The 17,205-nt window shown below is 61.5% G+C and carries 25 protein-coding genes; 14 read left to right on the top strand and 11 right to left on the bottom strand.

Going from position 1 to position 17,205, the window contains the following annotated elements:
- Positions 1-59: 59 nt before the first annotated feature.
- The 11 genes from ACSZPK_RS08585 to ACSZPK_RS08635 all read right to left on the bottom strand — a co-directional run bounded on the left by ACSZPK_RS08585 (position 60) and on the right by ACSZPK_RS08635 (position 8,840).
- Positions 60-821: a hypothetical protein gene (locus tag ACSZPK_RS08585; protein ID WP_437881037.1), complete on the bottom strand. Its 762-nt coding sequence runs from the start codon at positions 819-821 to the stop codon at positions 60-62.
- On the bottom strand, positions 818-1,153 hold the full coding sequence (locus ACSZPK_RS08590; protein WP_437881038.1) for a phage holin family protein: 336 nt from the start codon (positions 1,151-1,153) through the stop codon (positions 818-820). The genes ACSZPK_RS08585 and ACSZPK_RS08590 overlap by 4 nt, the downstream gene beginning before the upstream one ends.
- Positions 1,146-1,502 carry a putative holin gene (locus tag ACSZPK_RS08595; protein ID WP_437881039.1) on the bottom strand — a complete coding sequence of 119 codons (357 nt, stop codon included), beginning with the start codon at positions 1,500-1,502 and terminating at the stop codon, positions 1,146-1,148. Before ACSZPK_RS08595 ends, ACSZPK_RS08590 begins: the two co-directional genes overlap by 8 nt.
- Positions 1,503-1,771: 269 nt before the next feature.
- The gene (locus tag ACSZPK_RS08600; protein ID WP_437881040.1) at positions 1,772-2,347 is read right to left on the bottom strand and encodes a hypothetical protein; all 576 of its coding nucleotides are present in this window, start codon (positions 2,345-2,347) and stop codon (positions 1,772-1,774) included.
- A 324-nt stretch (positions 2,348-2,671) separates the two neighbouring features.
- A complete protein-coding gene (locus ACSZPK_RS08605) occupies positions 2,672-5,413 on the bottom strand; it encodes a DUF5906 domain-containing protein (protein ID WP_437881041.1) in 2,742 nt (913 codons plus the stop codon).
- Positions 5,410-6,051 (bottom strand): hypothetical protein, encoded by a 642-nt coding sequence (locus ACSZPK_RS08610; protein WP_437881042.1) that lies wholly within the window; start codon positions 6,049-6,051, stop codon positions 5,410-5,412. Before ACSZPK_RS08610 ends, ACSZPK_RS08605 begins: the two co-directional genes overlap by 4 nt.
- Positions 6,048-6,392, bottom strand: coding sequence for a hypothetical protein (locus ACSZPK_RS08615; RefSeq protein ID WP_437881043.1), 345 nt, complete (start codon positions 6,390-6,392; stop codon positions 6,048-6,050). Before ACSZPK_RS08615 ends, ACSZPK_RS08610 begins: the two co-directional genes overlap by 4 nt.
- The gene (locus ACSZPK_RS08620; RefSeq protein WP_437881044.1) at positions 6,392-7,534 is read right to left on the bottom strand and encodes a hypothetical protein; all 1,143 of its coding nucleotides are present in this window, start codon (positions 7,532-7,534) and stop codon (positions 6,392-6,394) included. The genes ACSZPK_RS08615 and ACSZPK_RS08620 overlap by 1 nt, the downstream gene beginning before the upstream one ends.
- The gene (locus ACSZPK_RS08625; protein WP_437881045.1) at positions 7,531-7,737 is read right to left on the bottom strand and encodes a TraR/DksA family transcriptional regulator; all 207 of its coding nucleotides are present in this window, start codon (positions 7,735-7,737) and stop codon (positions 7,531-7,533) included. Before ACSZPK_RS08625 ends, ACSZPK_RS08620 begins: the two co-directional genes overlap by 4 nt.
- Positions 7,730-8,179 carry a hypothetical protein gene (locus ACSZPK_RS08630; protein WP_437881046.1) on the bottom strand — a complete coding sequence of 150 codons (450 nt, stop codon included), beginning with the start codon at positions 8,177-8,179 and terminating at the stop codon, positions 7,730-7,732. Before ACSZPK_RS08630 ends, ACSZPK_RS08625 begins: the two co-directional genes overlap by 8 nt.
- A gap of 418 nt (positions 8,180-8,597) precedes the next feature.
- Positions 8,598-8,840 (bottom strand): transcriptional regulator, encoded by a 243-nt coding sequence (locus ACSZPK_RS08635; RefSeq protein WP_437881047.1) that lies wholly within the window; start codon positions 8,838-8,840, stop codon positions 8,598-8,600.
- Positions 8,841-8,938: 98 nt separating this feature from the next.
- Here ACSZPK_RS08635 and ACSZPK_RS08640 point away from each other — a divergent pair, with 98 nt between their 5' ends.
- From ACSZPK_RS08640 to ACSZPK_RS08705, 14 genes are all read left to right on the top strand, one after another.
- Positions 8,939-9,643: a LexA family transcriptional regulator gene (locus ACSZPK_RS08640; protein WP_437881048.1), complete on the top strand. Its 705-nt coding sequence runs from the start codon at positions 8,939-8,941 to the stop codon at positions 9,641-9,643.
- 48 nt (positions 9,644-9,691) lie between these two features.
- Positions 9,692-10,789 (top strand): type I restriction endonuclease, encoded by a 1,098-nt coding sequence (locus ACSZPK_RS08645; RefSeq protein WP_437881049.1) that lies wholly within the window; start codon positions 9,692-9,694, stop codon positions 10,787-10,789.
- Between the two features lie 128 nt (positions 10,790-10,917).
- On the top strand, positions 10,918-11,115 hold the full coding sequence (locus tag ACSZPK_RS08650) for a hypothetical protein (RefSeq protein WP_437881050.1): 198 nt from the start codon (positions 10,918-10,920) through the stop codon (positions 11,113-11,115).
- Positions 11,112-11,645, top strand: a complete 534-nt coding sequence (locus tag ACSZPK_RS08655) for a hypothetical protein (protein ID WP_437881051.1) — start codon at positions 11,112-11,114, stop codon at positions 11,643-11,645. The genes ACSZPK_RS08650 and ACSZPK_RS08655 overlap by 4 nt, the downstream gene beginning before the upstream one ends.
- A 10-nt stretch (positions 11,646-11,655) precedes the next feature.
- The gene (locus ACSZPK_RS08660) at positions 11,656-11,916 is read left to right on the top strand and encodes a hypothetical protein (protein ID WP_437881052.1); all 261 of its coding nucleotides are present in this window, start codon (positions 11,656-11,658) and stop codon (positions 11,914-11,916) included.
- Positions 11,913-12,278: a hypothetical protein gene (locus tag ACSZPK_RS08665; protein ID WP_437881053.1), complete on the top strand. Its 366-nt coding sequence runs from the start codon at positions 11,913-11,915 to the stop codon at positions 12,276-12,278. The genes ACSZPK_RS08660 and ACSZPK_RS08665 overlap by 4 nt, the downstream gene beginning before the upstream one ends.
- Positions 12,275-12,517, top strand: coding sequence for a pyocin activator PrtN family protein (locus ACSZPK_RS08670; RefSeq protein WP_437881054.1), 243 nt, complete (start codon positions 12,275-12,277; stop codon positions 12,515-12,517). The genes ACSZPK_RS08665 and ACSZPK_RS08670 overlap by 4 nt, the downstream gene beginning before the upstream one ends.
- Before the next feature lie 41 nt (positions 12,518-12,558).
- Complete coding sequence (locus ACSZPK_RS08675) at positions 12,559-13,170, top strand: Lcl domain-containing protein (RefSeq protein ID WP_437881055.1); 612 nt, start codon at positions 12,559-12,561, stop codon at positions 13,168-13,170.
- 61 nt (positions 13,171-13,231) lie between these two features.
- Entirely contained in the window at positions 13,232-14,011 is a 780-nt protein-coding gene (locus ACSZPK_RS08680) for a hypothetical protein (RefSeq protein WP_437881056.1), read from the top strand.
- Positions 14,008-14,586 carry a 3'-5' exonuclease gene (locus ACSZPK_RS08685; RefSeq protein ID WP_437881057.1) on the top strand — a complete coding sequence of 193 codons (579 nt, stop codon included), beginning with the start codon at positions 14,008-14,010 and terminating at the stop codon, positions 14,584-14,586. Before ACSZPK_RS08680 ends, ACSZPK_RS08685 begins: the two co-directional genes overlap by 4 nt.
- Positions 14,583-15,293, top strand: coding sequence for a phosphohydrolase (locus tag ACSZPK_RS08690; RefSeq protein WP_437881058.1), 711 nt, complete (start codon positions 14,583-14,585; stop codon positions 15,291-15,293). Before ACSZPK_RS08685 ends, ACSZPK_RS08690 begins: the two co-directional genes overlap by 4 nt.
- A 66-nt stretch (positions 15,294-15,359) precedes the next feature.
- On the top strand, positions 15,360-15,980 hold the full coding sequence (locus ACSZPK_RS08695; protein WP_437881059.1) for a DUF1566 domain-containing protein: 621 nt from the start codon (positions 15,360-15,362) through the stop codon (positions 15,978-15,980).
- Between the two features lie 63 nt (positions 15,981-16,043).
- Positions 16,044-16,682, top strand: a complete 639-nt coding sequence (locus ACSZPK_RS08700) for a DUF1566 domain-containing protein (RefSeq protein WP_437881060.1) — start codon at positions 16,044-16,046, stop codon at positions 16,680-16,682.
- A gap of 23 nt (positions 16,683-16,705) precedes the next feature.
- Complete coding sequence (locus ACSZPK_RS08705) at positions 16,706-17,068, top strand: four helix bundle protein (protein ID WP_437881061.1); 363 nt, start codon at positions 16,706-16,708, stop codon at positions 17,066-17,068.
- The last annotated feature ends 137 nt before the right edge of the window (positions 17,069-17,205 follow it).

Raw genomic sequence — 17,205 nt, forward strand, 5'->3', positions numbered from 1 at the left:
TGACTCCCTCAGGGGCCCCCGCCTGAGATGGCGGCAATTGGCGGGCGTGGGACTAACTCTCACCTGCGACGGCGCGCTGGCGGCAGCTTGCCGCTCAGTGCATCGGCAATGGCCTTGTCGATGTTGGTCTCGACGATCATGTCGTTCTCAGCGATCTTGCGGACCACGTCATAGAACTTGAAGCGCGTGCGGTACGCAGGCTGGCGAACGAATACCAGAACCATCGACAGCTCTTTGCCTCGACGCTCTGCGATGCCGATGGGGCGCTTGCCTCGCTTCATCACGAAGAACGCCCCTTCATGCCCCTTCATCCTTGATCGTTTACTGTCCGTTGCGTTGTGATCAGAGCCCGCTTTGTTGAAAGCCTTTAGCCCTGACAATATCTGCATCATGTGCCCACGACTGATCCCGCCACTGGCGTCAAGCCGCGCACCACTCGCCGGGACGATGAAGTACCCGGCAGGCAGGATGCCCTTTTGCCGCAGCATCTTCTCCGAGCCCTTGGTCAGCCGCTTACCACCATCGACCTGAGGCTGGAACCACTCATCGAAGCCACGCCCCTTGCCGCCCAGCTTGCCGTCCTTCACCCACAACGCCGCTTCCGGCCGCTTAGCCGTGGCGTTCTGCATGTAGATCGAGTTCAGCACCCACGGCGTGGGGTTATCGAACACATCGTTCATCTCAGCGCGCAGCGCTTGCCGCGCCTGATTAGCCGTATGATTCAGGGCATCCGCCAGTGCTCGCGCACCAAGGCCAGAGCCAAGCGCGCTGAGCGCCGCCAGCGCATCATCCAAACCCTCGGCGGTGATGCGCCCCCTCATGGCCGCCGCACACCCTGCGCACCATTGCGACGCCGGCGGTCCAGCCCATTCCACCCTTCGGGCCGGAGAACCCCGGCGAGATTGCCGCCCGACCTGATCAGCGACCAGGCGAACACGGCCAACAGCACAACCAGAGGCCAGGCCCCGGTGGGCAGCAACAGATCACCCTTTACGATGTGCAGCATCGCCGTACCACAGCAGCCCATGACCAGCACTGCCAGGATGGACACGCCACGCTTGAACTGCGCCTCGCCACGGCGATAGATGAACAGCGACACGAATGCCGCGCCGCAGAGCCAGAACGTAGCCTGGGTCAACACGAGACTAACCATCGGTGCCTCCTGATGGGCTCGCGGTGGGCGGGCCTCGGCGCTTGATTGCCGCGAGCGTGATGGACACTACCACCGCCGCAGCGGCGAACCCTGCCGGGCCTGGGTACGCGAACGGGTGCATGCCCCACAGTTCGAATTCGATAATCGCTGGGCTGAACAAGTAGCCCATCACAAACGACGTGACGAAGAACAACATGCGCTGCCACACCGGCAGCTCACGCGTCGTCGTGAAGTAGATCAGCGACCCGAACAGCGCGCCGGTGATGGCTTCACCGTTCAGGCCTGCAAGCAGGCCCGTCAGAGAAAACCCCACAGCGCCGGCAACTACCACTCCACTCGGCTCGCTCATACATCCTCCAGGCGGCCAAGGGCCAGAAACGACAAAGCCCCGCATTGCGAGGCTTTTGAATAAGTGCCCCGTATGGGGCGGTGGCTAGGCAGGGCTAGCCTGGGAGCACAGCACGTGCAGGGTGTTTGTTACTGGCGCAGCAATCAAACCTGACAATCTTGTACCCCCTAAACATGCAAGTGCTCAACCGCCGATTTATTGATTTCCGATTCATTCGCGAACCACACACGAACCACACCCGGTTCGCGTCATCCTTGCCCGACGAACGGTCACTCATCCGCCGCCAGAGCAGCAATAGCCAGCGCCCTCGAAGCAACCCGGCGCTGCACCATCATCCTCCGCTTCTTCTGCGCCTGCCGCCGCTCAGCCTGCCTACCGCGCTCCAAGCGCTTGCGCGCACTCAACTCGACGGGACCAAGCGCGGCAGCCAGAGCACCGCCTCGCAGCAGCCCCTGCAACGCCCCCTCCAGGCTGATGTGCAGATCACGCACCCGCTCACGGTAAGTACGTTCGGAAATTGCCAGCAGTCGGCACTGCTCGCGTACTGCCAGCTTCTGCCGCTGGGCATACCGCACGCACGCCAGCCGGCGCAGCACCCGGCCCAGCGCCGCCAGCCCCGCTGGTTCATCCTCGGCCAGACCATCGAGCGCCTGCTGCACCAGGCAGGATGCCGCAGACATCACCACGCCGAACTCCACACCGGTCATCAGGCAACGCGAGCCGGCCCGCGCCGAGCCGCCTTCATCGCCCAGGGCGCCCAGCGGTGAACGAATACTCACGTCCAGCGCCGGATCGGCCACCTCATCCCCCCATGCAACCAGCAATGCCTCAACGATCTCATTCATGCCACACCCCTGGAAAACAACCTGACACAGATTTCGACCTACCTGACACACACCTGACACACAAAAAAACCATATAAATCAAAATCTTAATCTCTATGTGTTAGGTGTGTCAGGTGTGTTAGGTCTACTCTCACGCGTGAAAAAAAGAAAAGCCCGGCATCAAGCCATGACAATCAACACGCACATACACACATGCGCGCCCGCAAGAACCTGACACACCCGACACAGACCCCGCGAAAGCCACGGATTCCGGGGCCTCTGCCTGTGTCAGGTTTGCAAAACCAACCCGACACACCGCTAACACACCTGACACAGAGGCGGGCGTCATTTGTCCGCATCCTTCAAATGCTCCCAGCTATAAACAGACCACCCAGCATCCTTTGCCGCCTGCCGCCACACGGCTATGGCCTTGCCGAGTTCGTCGGCTTTCAGAGATGGGGCGGGGGAAGATGGCTCCCCGGTAGCCGTGGGCGGTGGAGGCGGGAAAAAGAAAGAGCCAAACAACCTCTTGCCCTTGGGATCGCGCCAAGGCACACCTTGAGCTTTCGGCACCTCAGTCGAAATGAAGCCACTGAACTTCGTGTGGCTCAACGTGTGCTCCTTGTTGCGCGAGCACCACTCCAGAAACAGCGCATACAGGTCACTGCTCGCACAAGGCCGCCATAAGCGCCCCAGATGCCCAGCCCGCCATTGCGCCATGAATGTTTGCCAACTCGCCATCGACAACTCGACCAAGCGCTGCCTCGCCGGTGTTCTCGGCGGACGAGTGTGAGCGTGGAAATCGCCCACGTCGTATTGCAGCAAATAACCATAGAACGCCGGAATACCGTCCGAGTTAATCTCGTTGATCACCCGCGTTTGCAGATCGCCCTGCAAGGTTCCCTCCGGCCAAAGCACCAACAATCGGCGGTCGTTCGCGCTGATCGGCCAGGGCAGAATCTCATTACTGAGGAACGCCGCGTTCATGTAGTTGGACTCCTCCCAACCCGTCATGAACTTCGACTCGATGCGATGCGTTTTCCCGGTGATCATGTGCTTAATCTTGCCGGTCTGGTTGTAGCGCTGATCGCGGCTCACAACCTCTTCGAACACACCCCACAGCATGTTCGACTGCCAGGCCGACCAGGATGATTCGAGCTGCACCTGGCCCACGGTCGCGCCGTTGGCTCCGTATATCTCCCGCATCACATCGGAAAACAACAGGCTCTTTCCCGAACCCTCCATCGTCGAGTGAGCAAGCACCGCAGTAGCCATCTTCGAGCCCACACGCTGCAACGGCAGAGCCAGCCAACAGAGCAGCCAATGGCGCGAAGCCTCATCACCGTTGCAGAGGAAATCAATGACCTCGAGGATGGCCCTGCACTTACTGAAATCCTCAGTAGGCGTCATCGGCAACCCTTCGAAAGTGTTGATATACACCGAAGGGTCCTTCTCCATGCGCGGGTCGAACACCAGATGCTCAACATCGACGACGCGCCGATCCGGGCTGTTCACCCACAGCCCATAGGCATCGCCCAGGGCCATCTTCAGCGCACCATCGTGAATGCGCCGGCGCTTCTGCACATCCCAGCACTCTTTCGTGCCGTCTATGTACACGTAGCGATCTGTCGGCAGCATGCCGCCCTGATCGCCCTTCTTGACCTTGCCCGCCAGCCTCGCCTTTTCCTCAAGCAGCTTTGCCTGATCCTCGGCGATGCACTTCTTGTCCTCTCGCTCATACCACGCCTTGGCCACCGCCTTGGTGACCAGCGCCTCGAACGCAGTCTTCTTGATGATGCAGCGTTTGTACTGGTCGTAGACGCTGGTCTTACCCTCGACCAACGCAAACCGCTGGAAAACCCTTGTGCCCGGATCGACCACCCGCTCCCCCGCCCCCTCGGATGCAGGAGCCGCCGCCTCGGTGGCATCGCCAGATGGGGCGGGGGGAAGATCATCCGCCGCATACACCGCAGGGAGCATCTGCAACGCAGCTTGCAACTGCTCGCGTACCGAATCCAGCCCCTGGGCGGCGTGCAGATCATTCCAATCCTTACCATCGGCGCCGGCCGGGAATACCGCAACACCACCGACAGCACGCGCCGCCGCCTCGGCCTTGGTTCGGCCAGGGTTGCCCGGCTTGGCCGGATCATCGTCCCCGCACACCACGATCCGCGCCGCTGGATACGTGGCCCGCAGCAACTCGGCCACCTTCGGCAAGTTGCCCGAATCCACCGCCATCACCATCGGCCAGCCAACCGCCATCTGGCAACTCGCTGCTGTCGCGTACCCCTCGGCCAGGCCGATCACCTCGGCGCCGGTCAACTCACCTAACGCATGACTGCAACCACTCTTGCGGCCATACCTCGGGAACAGCTTCTTTCCGGTACTGCTGACCTGCTGCAGCGTCTGCACCTGGCCATCGGCCGCGCGCAGCGGGACAATCAGGTCACCGCGCCTGAGAACCAGCATCGACAGATGCGCAGGCCTCGGGTTAGGCACTCCAGCCAGGTACTGCTGGGCGTCCTCGCCGACCCACAACTGGCAGCGTTCGGCCTGGTCATCGATCTCCAGCACCACGGCGTGGCGCATCTGACTGACACCAAACGCCTCCACCCCCTTCTTCGCCAGATACCCGCCGCCCTCGGCCGGCGCGCAATGCTGCGCGAGAATCACCGAGCACGCCGCAGCCACCTCGCCAGCCATCTTCGCAGCCTTTGCCTCGTCGGCCAGGGTCTCAGCCTCACGCGCACGCCGCCGCGCCTCATGCTCGCGGGCGAAGCGCCGCTTCTCTTCAGCGGTCAACTCCTTCTTTTCGGGCGTCCAGCCATTATCCATAGCCATCTTGACCACGCTGCCGAGGCCAGTGCCGCTCTTGCGGAACGACTTCCAGACCGACTTCGCATCGCGCAAGTTATAGCCCGTGCCGCTCTGGCTCCACACATCCCAGGCATCCCAGCCATTGGCCCCGAACTCGGCCTTGACGCCCATGCCCACAGTGATCCAAGTCTCTCGGTCATTGGCCGGGATAAAGCGCAGCAGGAGAGGCAGATCGGAAAGAGAAATAGGTACTTGATCAGACGCCGTCATGGACGAACCTCAAGCGCCTGGGCGGCACTGCCGCGCCCAACCTTCAGATCGCCCACCAGCCCGCAATATTTATTGGCCATCGCCTGGTAGTGGTCCTGCAAATTGCGCAGCGCCTGGGCGAGCGTCCGCCCGGTGCAGGCGTGCACCCACGGTGCCTTGGTTCCATAACCTGCGCTTTCGGCCTCGTACCGTGGCACGCCGCTTCCGGCATAATTCTCACGACGCTCGACGCGAAGCGTTGACAGCCGGTTAAATCCGCTGGATTGAATGCCGGTGGCGAGCAGCGTATGCGCAGGGTTACGGGTTTTGTGGATCGTCCACTTGTACCCCGGCATGATCTTGTTCAACTCGGCGCGGAACTCTGCTGGCTTCATGCAGCACCTCCGGCCTTGTATCGTTGCAGGTACGCCGCATAGCACTCTGGACATAGGTGCTTGTAGCCTCTCGACAGGGGCGTCAGAACACGCTGCCAGCCGTTCGCCTTGGCCACCCCCCCACGCACCATCAGCTAAGCCCTTAGCGTCGTAGTGCTGGACTTCGCCTTGCTCGATGAACCACACGCATCCACTGGGATTCTCGTCGGCGCCGAGCACTTCCTGCCCATCACAGAACACGTCAGCTTGATAGGCGATGCTCATGCTGATGGCTCCTGCTGTTCAAGAGTGGCCGGGACTCCACCAAGCTCGGTGATTGCCTTCTCTAGCGCGGTGATCAGGTCGTTTTCGCTGGAGCCGATGATCATTCCGTCAAATGGTGAAATGCAGCCACAAACGATCAGCGTCCGGTGACTTACCCATACTGAGAGCGCTGGCACTGGATCGCCGTTGCTGTTCGCTACCGCGTTGTCATGGCCGTTAAACGACAGATTCCAGTCTTCAACCTGATGCTCCCAGCATCCAGGAAGGTCGCGAATTGACGACACACCGGTCAGCGAAGCAAGTTGGCAGCAGAGGATGAATGCTGCGGGTACGTTGTCCATTACTTACCTCCCGCCTTGTGGGCCGTCATGGCTTCAGCGGCCAACTGCTGATAGCGACGAAGGACGCGGACAATAGGTGCTTTGTCGAGATACTTGCCGGGGGCGCGTTTGCTGATCAGCTCCAACTGCCCCTCAGCCATTTGCGCTATGCGGTCCAGCGCCTCGACCAGCGCGCTAGTGTCGTTTTGAGACTGGCCTACCAGGCGCTTCACCTCGGCTACCGGATCGCCTTCTTCTTCCATTTGCAGCACAGTAAGAATCAGGCAGTAGTTGTTGGCGTCCTCCCGAGTGACACTCACGAGCCCAATGTCGGGGGATACGGGCGGCACCAGTTGCAGGTCAGGCACTGGCGTCAACTCAACTCGCTCGATGCTGCCTTTCTTGCCAGCCCAGGCGCGTGCGCAGCTTGCTTCCCCGAAGTGACATACGTCTCCGGTGCTCGCAATTGCACGCCAAACTACCAGCGACGAGCCGTCTGTCTGCTCGGTCTGCTGCACCGACTCATCGTCCAGGGCCAGGAGCCTGTCCCGCTCATCGTCCGGCATGTTTGTGGTGAGCGCAGTCAGCTCAATGGCTTCGCGCCAAGTGAGTGGGCGCCCCAGCACATCAGAACGCTTCACCAGCAGCTGGTAGCTCAGGAATTCGGCGGGCGTGGATTCGTTCTCCGCGCACCAGGCTTTCGCCTCGGCGATGGCCACACTCTCATGCTGCCCAGGCCCAGGCGCGGCGGCAGCTCGGTCGCGACGCTTGCGGAACTCGTAAATCATGGATTGGAGATTTATAAGCCCATCGGTCAGATCGCTCTCGGCGTTGTTGACCACCTCAAACGCCTCCTCGGATGCGTCGCCATCATCACGCTCCTCGAAATCAATGCAGGCTTTCGAGTACTCCTGATATTTCGAGATGGCGGATTCTGCGGCGACAGCCATGTACTCAGCGTGCTCAATGGCATAGTCCTGTGGCGTTCGGCCAAGGTCATCCGGCACCGCCACGCTAGCGGGCTGAGCGGAGCGGGCTTGCCATATTTCCCACGCCCAGTGTTCCGCCGTATAGCTACGCATTACGATGCGACGATCATCCGAGTCGTCTTTCCACCAAGTTTCGAACGCCTCGCGCTCAGTGATTTCGGGTTTCGTACTCATCCCCGCGCCTCCCGCAACTGCTGGCAGTCGATACAGGTCTGGCACCCCGGCACCGCGACGCGTCGAGCGCCCGGAATGGGTCCGCCACAGTCCTCGCAGAACTCGGCACTGAGGGTATAGGCCGGCGTGGTCTGCCGCAGGCGCAGCGCGCCCTGGCGCAGGTTTTCCTCGCGTTCGCTGGCGAGATCGAGCAGGTCAGCCATTGGCGCAGCCCTCCCTCGACAGCTTCACGCCCGCCAGGATGCCGAGCAGCTTCCTGATCATCGGCCAGACGTGCGCCTCCAGGTCCGCGCACTCCGCGTCCGTCCATACGCCATCAGCGGCCCCCTCGGCAACGCTGGAGACAAACCCAGCCTCAACCTGCAGGTAGCGCCCCAGGGCCAGCAGCGTGTCGCGGGTGGCCTCGACCGGCTGCACCCCATAACTCGCCACGCCGTATACCTGCTCGAACCAGCGCAGCACGGCCGGGCCGCGCACCAGCTCGACCACCCGCGCCGCGTCATCGGCGTGCAAGTGATGGTCGGGATAAGCCGTGGAAAGGCGCTTCTGAAATGGCCCGTAAGCCTCGCCGAGGATCGCGCAAACGGCCACATGGCCGCCCCGGAATGCCCGGCAATCACTGTCGATTGCCTCCTCGAGGGGCATAGATGGCCCACAGGCCAATGGGTTGACTGTGCTCACTGGTAGTAACTCCCGGCAACTACCATAGCCATAGAGACAGGCATTGACCTATTCTATGGCCACAGCAGCCGCTCGACCCCTGATACGTGCTGTGTCCCCGGGGAAGAGCTCTGTTGAGGTGCTGTGCGGCTGGTAACCGCACATCCACCGGACCGCAGGGTCAGGGCAATACTTTTGGTGAGTGGCGCCCTGTTCCCTGCCTCTATTGCGCCTGGCGCCGTGGCGGCAGGCTTGTTGCTCATGGGCTACTGCCCGGCGCCGGCCCGATGGCGCTGGTGAGGCTCTCGGGCCGGCTCCCGCCGCTACGAATCCGCGTGCTGTGTCCGCGACGGGGTTGAATTGGAGCGAAACGCCCGCCCATATACGGGTTTGCCGCACCCGGTCATGCTGCCTCCGGCTTGCTGGCCGGCCGGCCTCTTAGATAATTCCAGTCAATGTCTGACCGTAACGATTCGCATGGCACAGCCCCCAGAGACTCGCGCTCAATATTTATCGCAAGCCCAGCCGAGCAACGGCGATGACCGTAGCCCACTTGCTTGAATTGACCGACAGACGTCCCGCAGCGCTTGGCAAAATCCTCCAGCGCTTCTTTATCGAGAGCCTTCATGTACTCGATCAGTGTCATTTTTCTCCCCCATGCGCCGGCAGATTAGCAACTGCTAATCATGTTATCAATAGCAAATGGTAATTTACAGAATGCTAACGCCCTGCAACGATCAGGCTATGGACATGAATCGATTACGGGTTGAGGCATTGCGCCAGATAATGGGCAATACCACCCAGGCTGACTTCGCCGAAAAGCACGACCTGAACGCCTCTTACATCTCGCAAATACTGACGGGCTCCAGAAGCTTCGGAGAAAAGGCTGCGCGAAACATGGAGGGCAAGATCGGCGTGCCAGCCGGCACCCTCTCCAGGCCCGACCTCCGCATTATCGAAGGCCAATTCGAGAACCTAGACAATAGGCGCAGAATCACCAGCAACGTCGAGGGAGAACCGATTGCACTCAAGGATGGGAGAGTCGCGGTGGTGGGCAAAGCGAAACTAGGTGCCGGTGGATATTTCGAGGCAACGGACTACCCACCCGGCTTCGGTGAAGGATGGGTTCTCATCAGTAGCAGTGATCCCAATGCCTATGCCCTGCGCGTTGTAGGCGACAGCATGGAGCCCCGAATCCGTAATGGCGAGTTCGTGATGATCGAGCCCAATCGGCAATACGTCTCCGGCGACGATGTTCTGGTGCAGTTCCAAGACGGACTGCTAGTCCAGTCGATCATCAAAGTCTTCATGTATGAGCGCGATGGATTCGTACGACTTCTTAGCATCAACGACACTCACTCCCCAATGAGTATCGAGTGTACTCGCATCCTGAAAATACATCCGGTCAGCGCCATTCTACAGCCCAACCGCTTCGTACCAGCCGACTGATAGAACCACAGACAACCCGATTCAACAGGAATCCCATGGAGGGAAGAGATGGAGTTCGAAGAGAGATTGGCAAGCCTGGCTGCAAAAGTTCGCCAACAGAAATCAGCCATTCAGACTGAAGAAGCCACGAAGAATGCCTTCATAATGCCCTTCATCCAAAATGTTCTAGGGTATGACGTATTCAACCCGCTGGAAGTAATACCGGAGTTGGTCTGCGACATTGGAACAAAAAAGGGTGAAAAAATAGATTACGCCATCATGAAAGATGGCGAGATACAAATACTCATCGAAAGCAAAAAAATCGGCGAGCCGTTGCACATAAACCACGCCAGCCAATTGTTCCGCTATTTTCACGTAACTACCGCGCGCATCTCCATTCTCACCAACGGCCAGGAATATCGGTTCTACACCGACCTGGAAGCACCAAACAAGATGGACGAGAAACCGTTCTTGCAGTTCGACCTGCTCGACATTGATGACCATCTGGTACCCGAGCTGCAAAAGCTCACGAAGTCGGCGTTTGACGTTGACTCGATCATCAGTGCCGCAGGCGAATTGAAATATGTCGGAGAGATCAAACGCGTGCTGGTTGATCTTTTTCACCAGCCTGATGAGGACTTTGTAAGGTTCATCGCAACGCGGGTCTACGACGGAGCAATTACACAGAAGGTTCGCGAGCAGTTCGCCCAGCTTACAAGCAAGGCCACGACGCAATTTCTCAGTGACCAAGTAAACGACCGACTCAAATCGGCAATCACCAGCAGCGCACAGCCAGTAATCATCAGCCAAGCGCCTGCCGAAGCACCCCCGCAAATGTCCGCCTCCCCCACGGAGTCCGCCAACGAAAAGGATCGGATCGTTACCACTGCCGAGGAAATTGAGGGCTACAACATCATCAAGGCCATTGTCCGCACCGCCGTGGACGTGAAGCGCATTATCGGCCGAGACACTATTAGCTATTTCGGCGTGTTGCTTGACGACAACAACCGCAAGCCCATCGCACGCCTGCACTTTAACAGGCCGCAAAAATATCTTGGCACGTTCGACCGGGACAAAAACGAGACGCGACACCCCATCAGCGGGCTTGATGACATCTTCTCTCATAGCGAAACGCTAATCGCAACGGCACGGGGATATGAGATGTAGGCCGCTTTAAGCCGCTCCTGCTTGATGCGGGCTTTTTGCGAACGCAGAAAATATTTAGCAATTGCTATTGAAGTATGAATTAGCTATTGCTAATTTACTCGCGTACCCACTTACCAAGGGAACGCGACATGGACACAGCACACCACACCTCCAACCGCTGCCCGGTGATCATCCACCCGGCAGCGGCCACCAACCCCTCAACCATCCGCGACATCCAGAAAGCCACCGGCCAACTGGTGATGATCGTGCGTGGCCGCCCACAACTGGGTAACACCACCCTGCCCGCCTTCGAAGATTTCAGCGGGTACGAAGGGGGTGCAGCATGAGCGCCCTCTTCATAACCATGGCCTCGCTCGAGCTGCTGCGCCACATGCTGAATCAGGGCGGCGAAGCCCTGATCAAGCTGGCCCGCCCTGGCGATGCCAGCCAGTTCCTGATCGCCGATATCCGTGTCGAGCGCGTAGAGCACCAGGTGGTGCTGCGCCTCTCCATCGACGAAACCACGGGAGAAATCAAACTCTCGCCCGGTCACGTTGGCTATTTCAAATCGGCGGTGCAGCTCATTGAGGATGTCGCCAACGGGCGTATCGAAACCGGCATCACGGCAGAGCCAGGTTCTACGGGCGAAACCATCCGGCTCAGCACCTGCGACGAACGCACCCTGCGCACAGTCTGCCGCGCTGGCGGGCACACCCTGCTGAGCACCGGCATTGCCATCACCGTTCACGCCAACGAGCACCAGGGCAAGCGCACCGGCATTGCCGTGCACGGCGCAGGCACGCACCTGGCCAGCGGCAGCGCGCAGGACGTTTACCTGTCGCTCGCTGAGCATATCCAGCAGCTGCCAGCAGCCTGAGGTCACCGCCATGAACCGCGACCTCGATACCGCTGCATCGGCGCTCGGCATAGGCCCACGCATTCTGCGCCGCAAGCTGCGCAGCATGAACCTGCTCAGCCACGGCGCCGAACTGATCGCCTCGCCACAGACCGAAGGCCGGCTCTACACCGCCCGCCGCTCGCGCTGGAACCCGAGCATCAACGCTTACACCGAATACGGTGTCGTGATGGTCACCGAGGCAGGCATGGAATGGCTGGCCCGCATTCTGACCAAGGACACCGCAGCATGAGCACACCCAGCGCCCTTACCCACGCCCTCGGCGTGCTCAAGCTGGTACGCCTGCACGTCGACCACCCAAGCGTCGTCAGCGCACGCACCCTGCAGGCCGCCGCCGACGAGGCCATCGAACGCCTCAACGCGGCCAACCCGCACCGCGATGACCTGGGCCGCTTGTATGCCGAACTGGTACGCGTCACCCCGCGAGGCCACATCCCGTACGTCACGCTCACCCAGGACACCACCGTGCCCTACGGCGCCGTGATCACCGACGCGGCCGGCAGCGTGATCACGCGCCAACTGGCCAAAAGCATCGACGGCCTGGTGCAACTCATCCGCACACGCTTCGAGCAACTGCCGGAGCGCCACGCATGAGCCTCCTTGAGCGACTGCGCCAAGAACACCCGGCCGGCTACATCACCGCCGAAGAGTTCCTGGCCGAGCACCTGCCACATATCACCAGCGTGCCCTACCTGCGCCGGAAGATTCGCCTCGGGCAGATCGACATCAAGCTCAACCGGATCGACCCCACGTCCAAGCGCAGCCGCTGGGTCATCTACCTGAACCACCTGGCGGAGTGGCTAGACCGCCAGACCGCCGCAGACGCGGCATAACCCGCCCCACCACGGGCTCCATCAACCAAGAGGCACAGCACATGCAAACCATCAGCAAGAACGAATTGCCTGCCATCGGCAGCCCCCTGCAAGGCGGCTTCTACGCCGGACTGATCCAGGCCGATGGCGAACTCTACGCCATCAGCAGAGCGCCCAAGGCCGAAGGCTTCTATCCCGATACCGCCTGGGGCGAGTACGGCATTGAGATCGAAGGCGCCAACAGCGTGTACGACGGCCTGGCCAACACCCAAGCCATGGCCGCTGCCGGCTACCCCGCCGCCCAATGGGCGCTCGGGCTGAAGATTGCCGGCCTCACAGACTGGTATCTACCCGCACGCGACGAACTCGAAATCTGCTACCGCAACCTCAAGCCGACCGCCGATGAGAACTGGCGTTATGGGCGCCACGGTGAGAACAGCAGTGCCGTGCCCATCACCCAAAAGTACACCGCCACCAACCCGGCACGGACGCCCATCGAGGCTTTCCAGGCCGGTGGCGCCGAAGCCTTTGCCCCCGCCGTGTACTGGAGCAGCACGCAGCACGGCCCGGACACCGCGTGGATCCAGTACTTCGACGATGGCAACCAGGGCCTCGATCACAAGGACAACGCGAGGCCGGCCTTCGCCGTCCGCAGGATCAAAGTCACCCCTTGACCACTTCGCTTTCCACCGCGCGCGTAGCGCGCGGTAGACGCCATTTTCGAGGACACAGCACATGACCACTACCCATATCATCCAGCTCGCCACCGCCCTGGTGCTCTGCATCATCCTAGCGTTCGGTGTTCTGGCATACCGCTCGGCACAACGCGCCCACGTCAAGGGCTACGACCTTGGCTATGACGACGCCAAGCGCGGCCACGACCTTCGCGTGGCCGTGCTGGAGGAAGAGATCGGGCGCCTGCGCCGCGCCGCAGTCAACCAGAGCGCCGCGCACCGCCTGGATCGCGACGCGATCATGCAAGACGCCGACCGCCGTGTCGCCACCTACGCCAGCCGCAGTTGGAACGCTAACGATCTCACTCTGCTACGTCGCACCGCCAAGCAGCTATTGGTAGCCGCCCGCACCTACAGCGAATTCACCCTGGCCAACCTGAGCGACCAGGCGCGCTTCGCCCTGGAAGTGGCCGGCCAGGTTGAGCAGCTAGTGCTTCGCATTGAGCAGCAACTCGCCGGCGATCTGCCAGAACCGACCGCCAATGCCGACGCCGTCATGGCTGCCGCCGCGATAGCTGAACACATCACCAACGGTAAAAGCTGGCTGGTCTACGGCCCGCAGGCCTGCGGCAAAACCCGCAACGCACCGGCCATCGCCGCCGCCCTCGGCCTGGCGGAAATCGTCGACGACTGGCAGCCCGGCGAGCCAGTGCCAATCACCAAAGCGCTGGTGCTGACCAACCACGACGGCCCACACCAGCCCTTCACCCGCCGCGTGCTCACCTTCGACCAGGCCATGAGCCTGGTGGCAGCCAAGGCCAAGCAGGAGGCAGCAGCATGATCAACGCCACCCACTTCGTGGTCGACCTCGAAACACTGAGCACTGATCCACGCGCCGCTATTGCCTCGATAGGCATCGTCTGCGTTCGCGACCTGGCCATCGCCGACGAACTCTACATCCGCGTCGACCCGAAAAGCTCGGCCCTCCTCGGCGGCCAAATCGACGCCAGCACCGTCCAGTGGTGGCTTAAACAATCGGCCGAAGCTCGCGCTGAGATCGATGGTAGCCAGCCCTCGGCCGGTATTCACTGGGCACGCGACGCCGTTGTCGAGTTCATGCGCAGATGCAGCGACAACCTCGACCGAGCCCTTGTATGGGGCAACGGCAGCTCGTTCGACAACGTGATCCTGCGCGAAGCCTTCAAGGCAGTCGATGACGATGCTCCATGGAAATTCTGGAACGACCGCGACCTGCGCACCATCTCGGCGCTCTATCCGGAAGCCAAACGCAGCATCGTTTTCGAGGGCATTCAGCACCACGCCTTGGATGATGCCCGGCACGAGGCCCGGATACTGATCGCCGCGCTGCAGCAGCATGCCCATCGCCCTGCCGACCAAGCAGGAGAGCAGCCATGAGTTGGATACTTACCAACAGCGCTCAAGCCTTCGACCTGCTCAATCCCCAAGCTAGCAAGGTCATCACCACCGACCTGGCCCATGCCCTGAGCAACGTCTGCCGTTTCAACGGCCACTGCGCCCGACACTACTCCGTCGCGCAGCACAGCATTCTTGTAGCGGACATCATCGCCCTGCAAGGCGGCACTGCCGAGGAACAGCTGGCCGGCCTGCTGCACGACGGCACCGAGGCGTACATCAGCGACCTTACTCGCCCGCTCAAGCTGTTGCTCCTCGAAGCCGCCCGACAGCGCGAGTCCGTGTGGCTTGGCCTAGTCGAGCAGTACGCCAGCGATTCCGGCATTCGCAACGTGGTGAGCATTCGCGCCGCCGCCCTTCGCATTCTCAACACAGCCGAGGCCGAAGGCGTGAGCTTGCTGCTGGACGTCTACCAGCAGCTCGAGCAGCGAATCTGGCGCGTCATCTGCGAGCGCTTCGACCTCGACCCTACCCTGCCGGCAAGCGTGAAGCGGGCCGACATGATCGCCCTGGCAACCGAGCGCCGCGATCTACTGCCGGCACACCCAGCGGAATGGGAATGCTTGCAGGGCCATCCCCCGCTTGAGCGCTACATATCCAAGCTGCCAATGGATGTTGTGCGCCAACAGTTCCACGACCGCCTGCTGCAACTGCTGGCCACCACGCACCGTTCACGACTGGCAGCCTGACCGCCAGCACACAGAGCACCACCGCCCGATACCACCGGGCTCAACCCCAACTATAGGACACAGCACATGACCCTTATCACCACCATCGCCGCCGCCCAACTCCCGACCATCGGAGCCGCACTCGGCGTCGGCTTCTTCGCCGGCCAGTTCCAGATCGCCGGCGAACGCTTCGCCTTGATTCGCGCCCCGAAAGCCCAGGGCTTTCATGCCCCCGTGCGCTGGGGCGAAGCCGGCATCCTGATCCCCGGCGCCGACAGCGTCGTCGACGGCCTGGCTAATACCCGAGCCCTGGCCGAGGCAGGTTCCGAGCTGGGCACCTGGGCACTCAGCCTGTCGATTGATGGCTACGAAGACTGGTATCTCGGCAGTCGCGACGAGAACGAACTGATCTACCGCGCCTTCAAGCCAACAGCCCAGGAAAACTGGTGCAGCTTCCGCGACGGCGACAACCCCAGCAGCCTGCCGCCAGGTTACCCGTACACCGCCGAACACCCCGCACAGACTCCGCTCGCCGCCTTCCAGGAGGGCGGGGAGGAAGCCTTAGAGGCGACCTACTACCACACCAGTACGCAGGACGGCCCGCGCTACGCGTGGATCCAGTCCTTCGGCGGTGGCCCCCAGACCGACGGTCACAAGGGCAGCGCGAGGCCGGCCTTCGCCGTCCGCCGAATCAAAGTCACCCCTTAACCACTTCGCTCTCCAGCCGCGCGCGCAGCGCGCGGACGGCTCCAATTTTTTGAGGTCCTGAACATGCACCCAGAAATCACCCTGACCGTGCGCAGCACCACGCTCACCACCCGCGACGCTCTGCTCGCTCGCAGTGTGCTTGAACACGAAACCGGCATCATCCCCGGCGAACTGATCACCCTCGGCGAGTACCTGGCCCCGCCCGCCATCGGCGAACACTGGCACGGCCAGGGCGGCACCTATGTCGGCGTCATGCGCGGCGAGAACGACCAGCCCGATTACTACCTCGTCGCGCCCCGCACTGCGCAGATCGCATCTATCGCATACGGCGGCCACGGTCATCGTATTGAAGGCGCTGGCCACCGCCGTGACGGCCTGGCCAACACCTTGGCGTTGGTTGCATCCGACATCGATCACCCGGCCGCGCAGTGGTCGCGGGAGCAGACCGCCGAGGGCCATGCCGATCTTTACCTGCCTTCGCAGGCCGAGGCATTCCTCTGCTGGGCCAACATCCCCGAGCAGTTCGAAAACAAGGGCTGGTGGCTCACCAGCACGCAGAACGGCCCGGACGTCGCGTGGATCCAGGACTTCGACGGTGGCAGCCAGCACGGCGGTCACAAGGACTACGCGAGGCCGGCCTTCGCCGTCCGCAGAATCCTTGTCCCTTCACCCCTTAACGCTCTTGAACAACCGCGCGCGTAGCGCGCGGTAGCGAGTTTTTCAGCATGGCCATCGCCCAACACCTGCCCATCTATAAACGCCTCGCCGAACTGGCGCTGCTCGTCGCAGAGCTCAGCGCTGGGTGGCGCCGCCCATTCGGGCGAACCCTCGGCGAGCGAGTGCTAAACGAATGCTTCGACATGAGTCTCCTAGTTTTCCGCGCGAACACCGCCAGCGGCACCGCGCGGGTTGACTTCATCCAGCAAGCGCTGGAAGGGATTCAAGTCATCGAGTTGGCGCTGCGCCTGGCGGTCGATCTTCGACTGCTAAGCCCCCGCCAGCACGGCCGCACCGTTGTGCTCACCGATGACATAGGCCGGCAGGCTACGGGATGGAAACGAAATGCCGACGCATCGCCAGAGGCTTGAGGGTCACGGCCCTCAAGACAGTGCGATTTTGATTCTGGTCGTGCCGCTGGCTCACAAGGCCACCGCCATGCGCACCCTGGGAACCACCCGGCAACGTCCGGGCAGGCCCTGCGCAGTTTCGCAGCTGATCGGCTTCG

Source organism: Pseudomonas sp. LRF_L74, from assembly GCF_965644255.1.
GTDB lineage: Bacteria > Pseudomonadota > Gammaproteobacteria > Pseudomonadales > Pseudomonadaceae > Aquipseudomonas.

Coding starts and splice junctions, on each gene's coding strand:
- ACSZPK_RS08645 (WP_437881049.1), top strand. CDS start 9,692: ATGGAGTTCGAAGAGAGATTGGCAAGCCTGGCTGCAAAAGTTCGCCAA.
- ACSZPK_RS08660 (WP_437881052.1), top strand. CDS start 11,656: ATGAACCGCGACCTCGATACCGCTGCATCGGCGCTCGGCATAGGCCCA.
- ACSZPK_RS08585 (WP_437881037.1), bottom strand. CDS start 821: ATGAGGGGGCGCATCACCGCCGAGGGTTTGGATGATGCGCTGGCGGCG.
- ACSZPK_RS08685 (WP_437881057.1), top strand. CDS start 14,008: ATGATCAACGCCACCCACTTCGTGGTCGACCTCGAAACACTGAGCACT.
- ACSZPK_RS08625 (WP_437881045.1), bottom strand. CDS start 7,737: ATGGCTGACCTGCTCGATCTCGCCAGCGAACGCGAGGAAAACCTGCGC.
- ACSZPK_RS08595 (WP_437881039.1), bottom strand. CDS start 1,502: ATGAGCGAGCCGAGTGGAGTGGTAGTTGCCGGCGCTGTGGGGTTTTCT.
- ACSZPK_RS08665 (WP_437881053.1), top strand. CDS start 11,913: ATGAGCACACCCAGCGCCCTTACCCACGCCCTCGGCGTGCTCAAGCTG.
- ACSZPK_RS08615 (WP_437881043.1), bottom strand. CDS start 6,392: ATGGACAACGTACCCGCAGCATTCATCCTCTGCTGCCAACTTGCTTCG.
- ACSZPK_RS08675 (WP_437881055.1), top strand. CDS start 12,559: ATGCAAACCATCAGCAAGAACGAATTGCCTGCCATCGGCAGCCCCCTG.
- ACSZPK_RS08650 (WP_437881050.1), top strand. CDS start 10,918: ATGGACACAGCACACCACACCTCCAACCGCTGCCCGGTGATCATCCAC.
- ACSZPK_RS08640 (WP_437881048.1), top strand. CDS start 8,939: ATGGACATGAATCGATTACGGGTTGAGGCATTGCGCCAGATAATGGGC.
- ACSZPK_RS08705 (WP_437881061.1), top strand. CDS start 16,706: ATGGCCATCGCCCAACACCTGCCCATCTATAAACGCCTCGCCGAACTG.
- ACSZPK_RS08610 (WP_437881042.1), bottom strand. CDS start 6,051: ATGAGCATCGCCTATCAAGCTGACGTGTTCTGTGATGGGCAGGAAGTG.
- ACSZPK_RS08630 (WP_437881046.1), bottom strand. CDS start 8,179: ATGCCCCTCGAGGAGGCAATCGACAGTGATTGCCGGGCATTCCGGGGC.
- ACSZPK_RS08620 (WP_437881044.1), bottom strand. CDS start 7,534: ATGAGTACGAAACCCGAAATCACTGAGCGCGAGGCGTTCGAAACTTGG.
- ACSZPK_RS08700 (WP_437881060.1), top strand. CDS start 16,044: ATGCACCCAGAAATCACCCTGACCGTGCGCAGCACCACGCTCACCACC.
- ACSZPK_RS08590 (WP_437881038.1), bottom strand. CDS start 1,153: ATGGTTAGTCTCGTGTTGACCCAGGCTACGTTCTGGCTCTGCGGCGCG.
- ACSZPK_RS08695 (WP_437881059.1), top strand. CDS start 15,360: ATGACCCTTATCACCACCATCGCCGCCGCCCAACTCCCGACCATCGGA.
- ACSZPK_RS08655 (WP_437881051.1), top strand. CDS start 11,112: ATGAGCGCCCTCTTCATAACCATGGCCTCGCTCGAGCTGCTGCGCCAC.
- ACSZPK_RS08670 (WP_437881054.1), top strand. CDS start 12,275: ATGAGCCTCCTTGAGCGACTGCGCCAAGAACACCCGGCCGGCTACATC.
- ACSZPK_RS08605 (WP_437881041.1), bottom strand. CDS start 5,413: ATGACGGCGTCTGATCAAGTACCTATTTCTCTTTCCGATCTGCCTCTC.
- ACSZPK_RS08690 (WP_437881058.1), top strand. CDS start 14,583: ATGAGTTGGATACTTACCAACAGCGCTCAAGCCTTCGACCTGCTCAAT.
- ACSZPK_RS08680 (WP_437881056.1), top strand. CDS start 13,232: ATGACCACTACCCATATCATCCAGCTCGCCACCGCCCTGGTGCTCTGC.
- ACSZPK_RS08600 (WP_437881040.1), bottom strand. CDS start 2,347: ATGAATGAGATCGTTGAGGCATTGCTGGTTGCATGGGGGGATGAGGTG.
- ACSZPK_RS08635 (WP_437881047.1), bottom strand. CDS start 8,840: ATGACACTGATCGAGTACATGAAGGCTCTCGATAAAGAAGCGCTGGAG.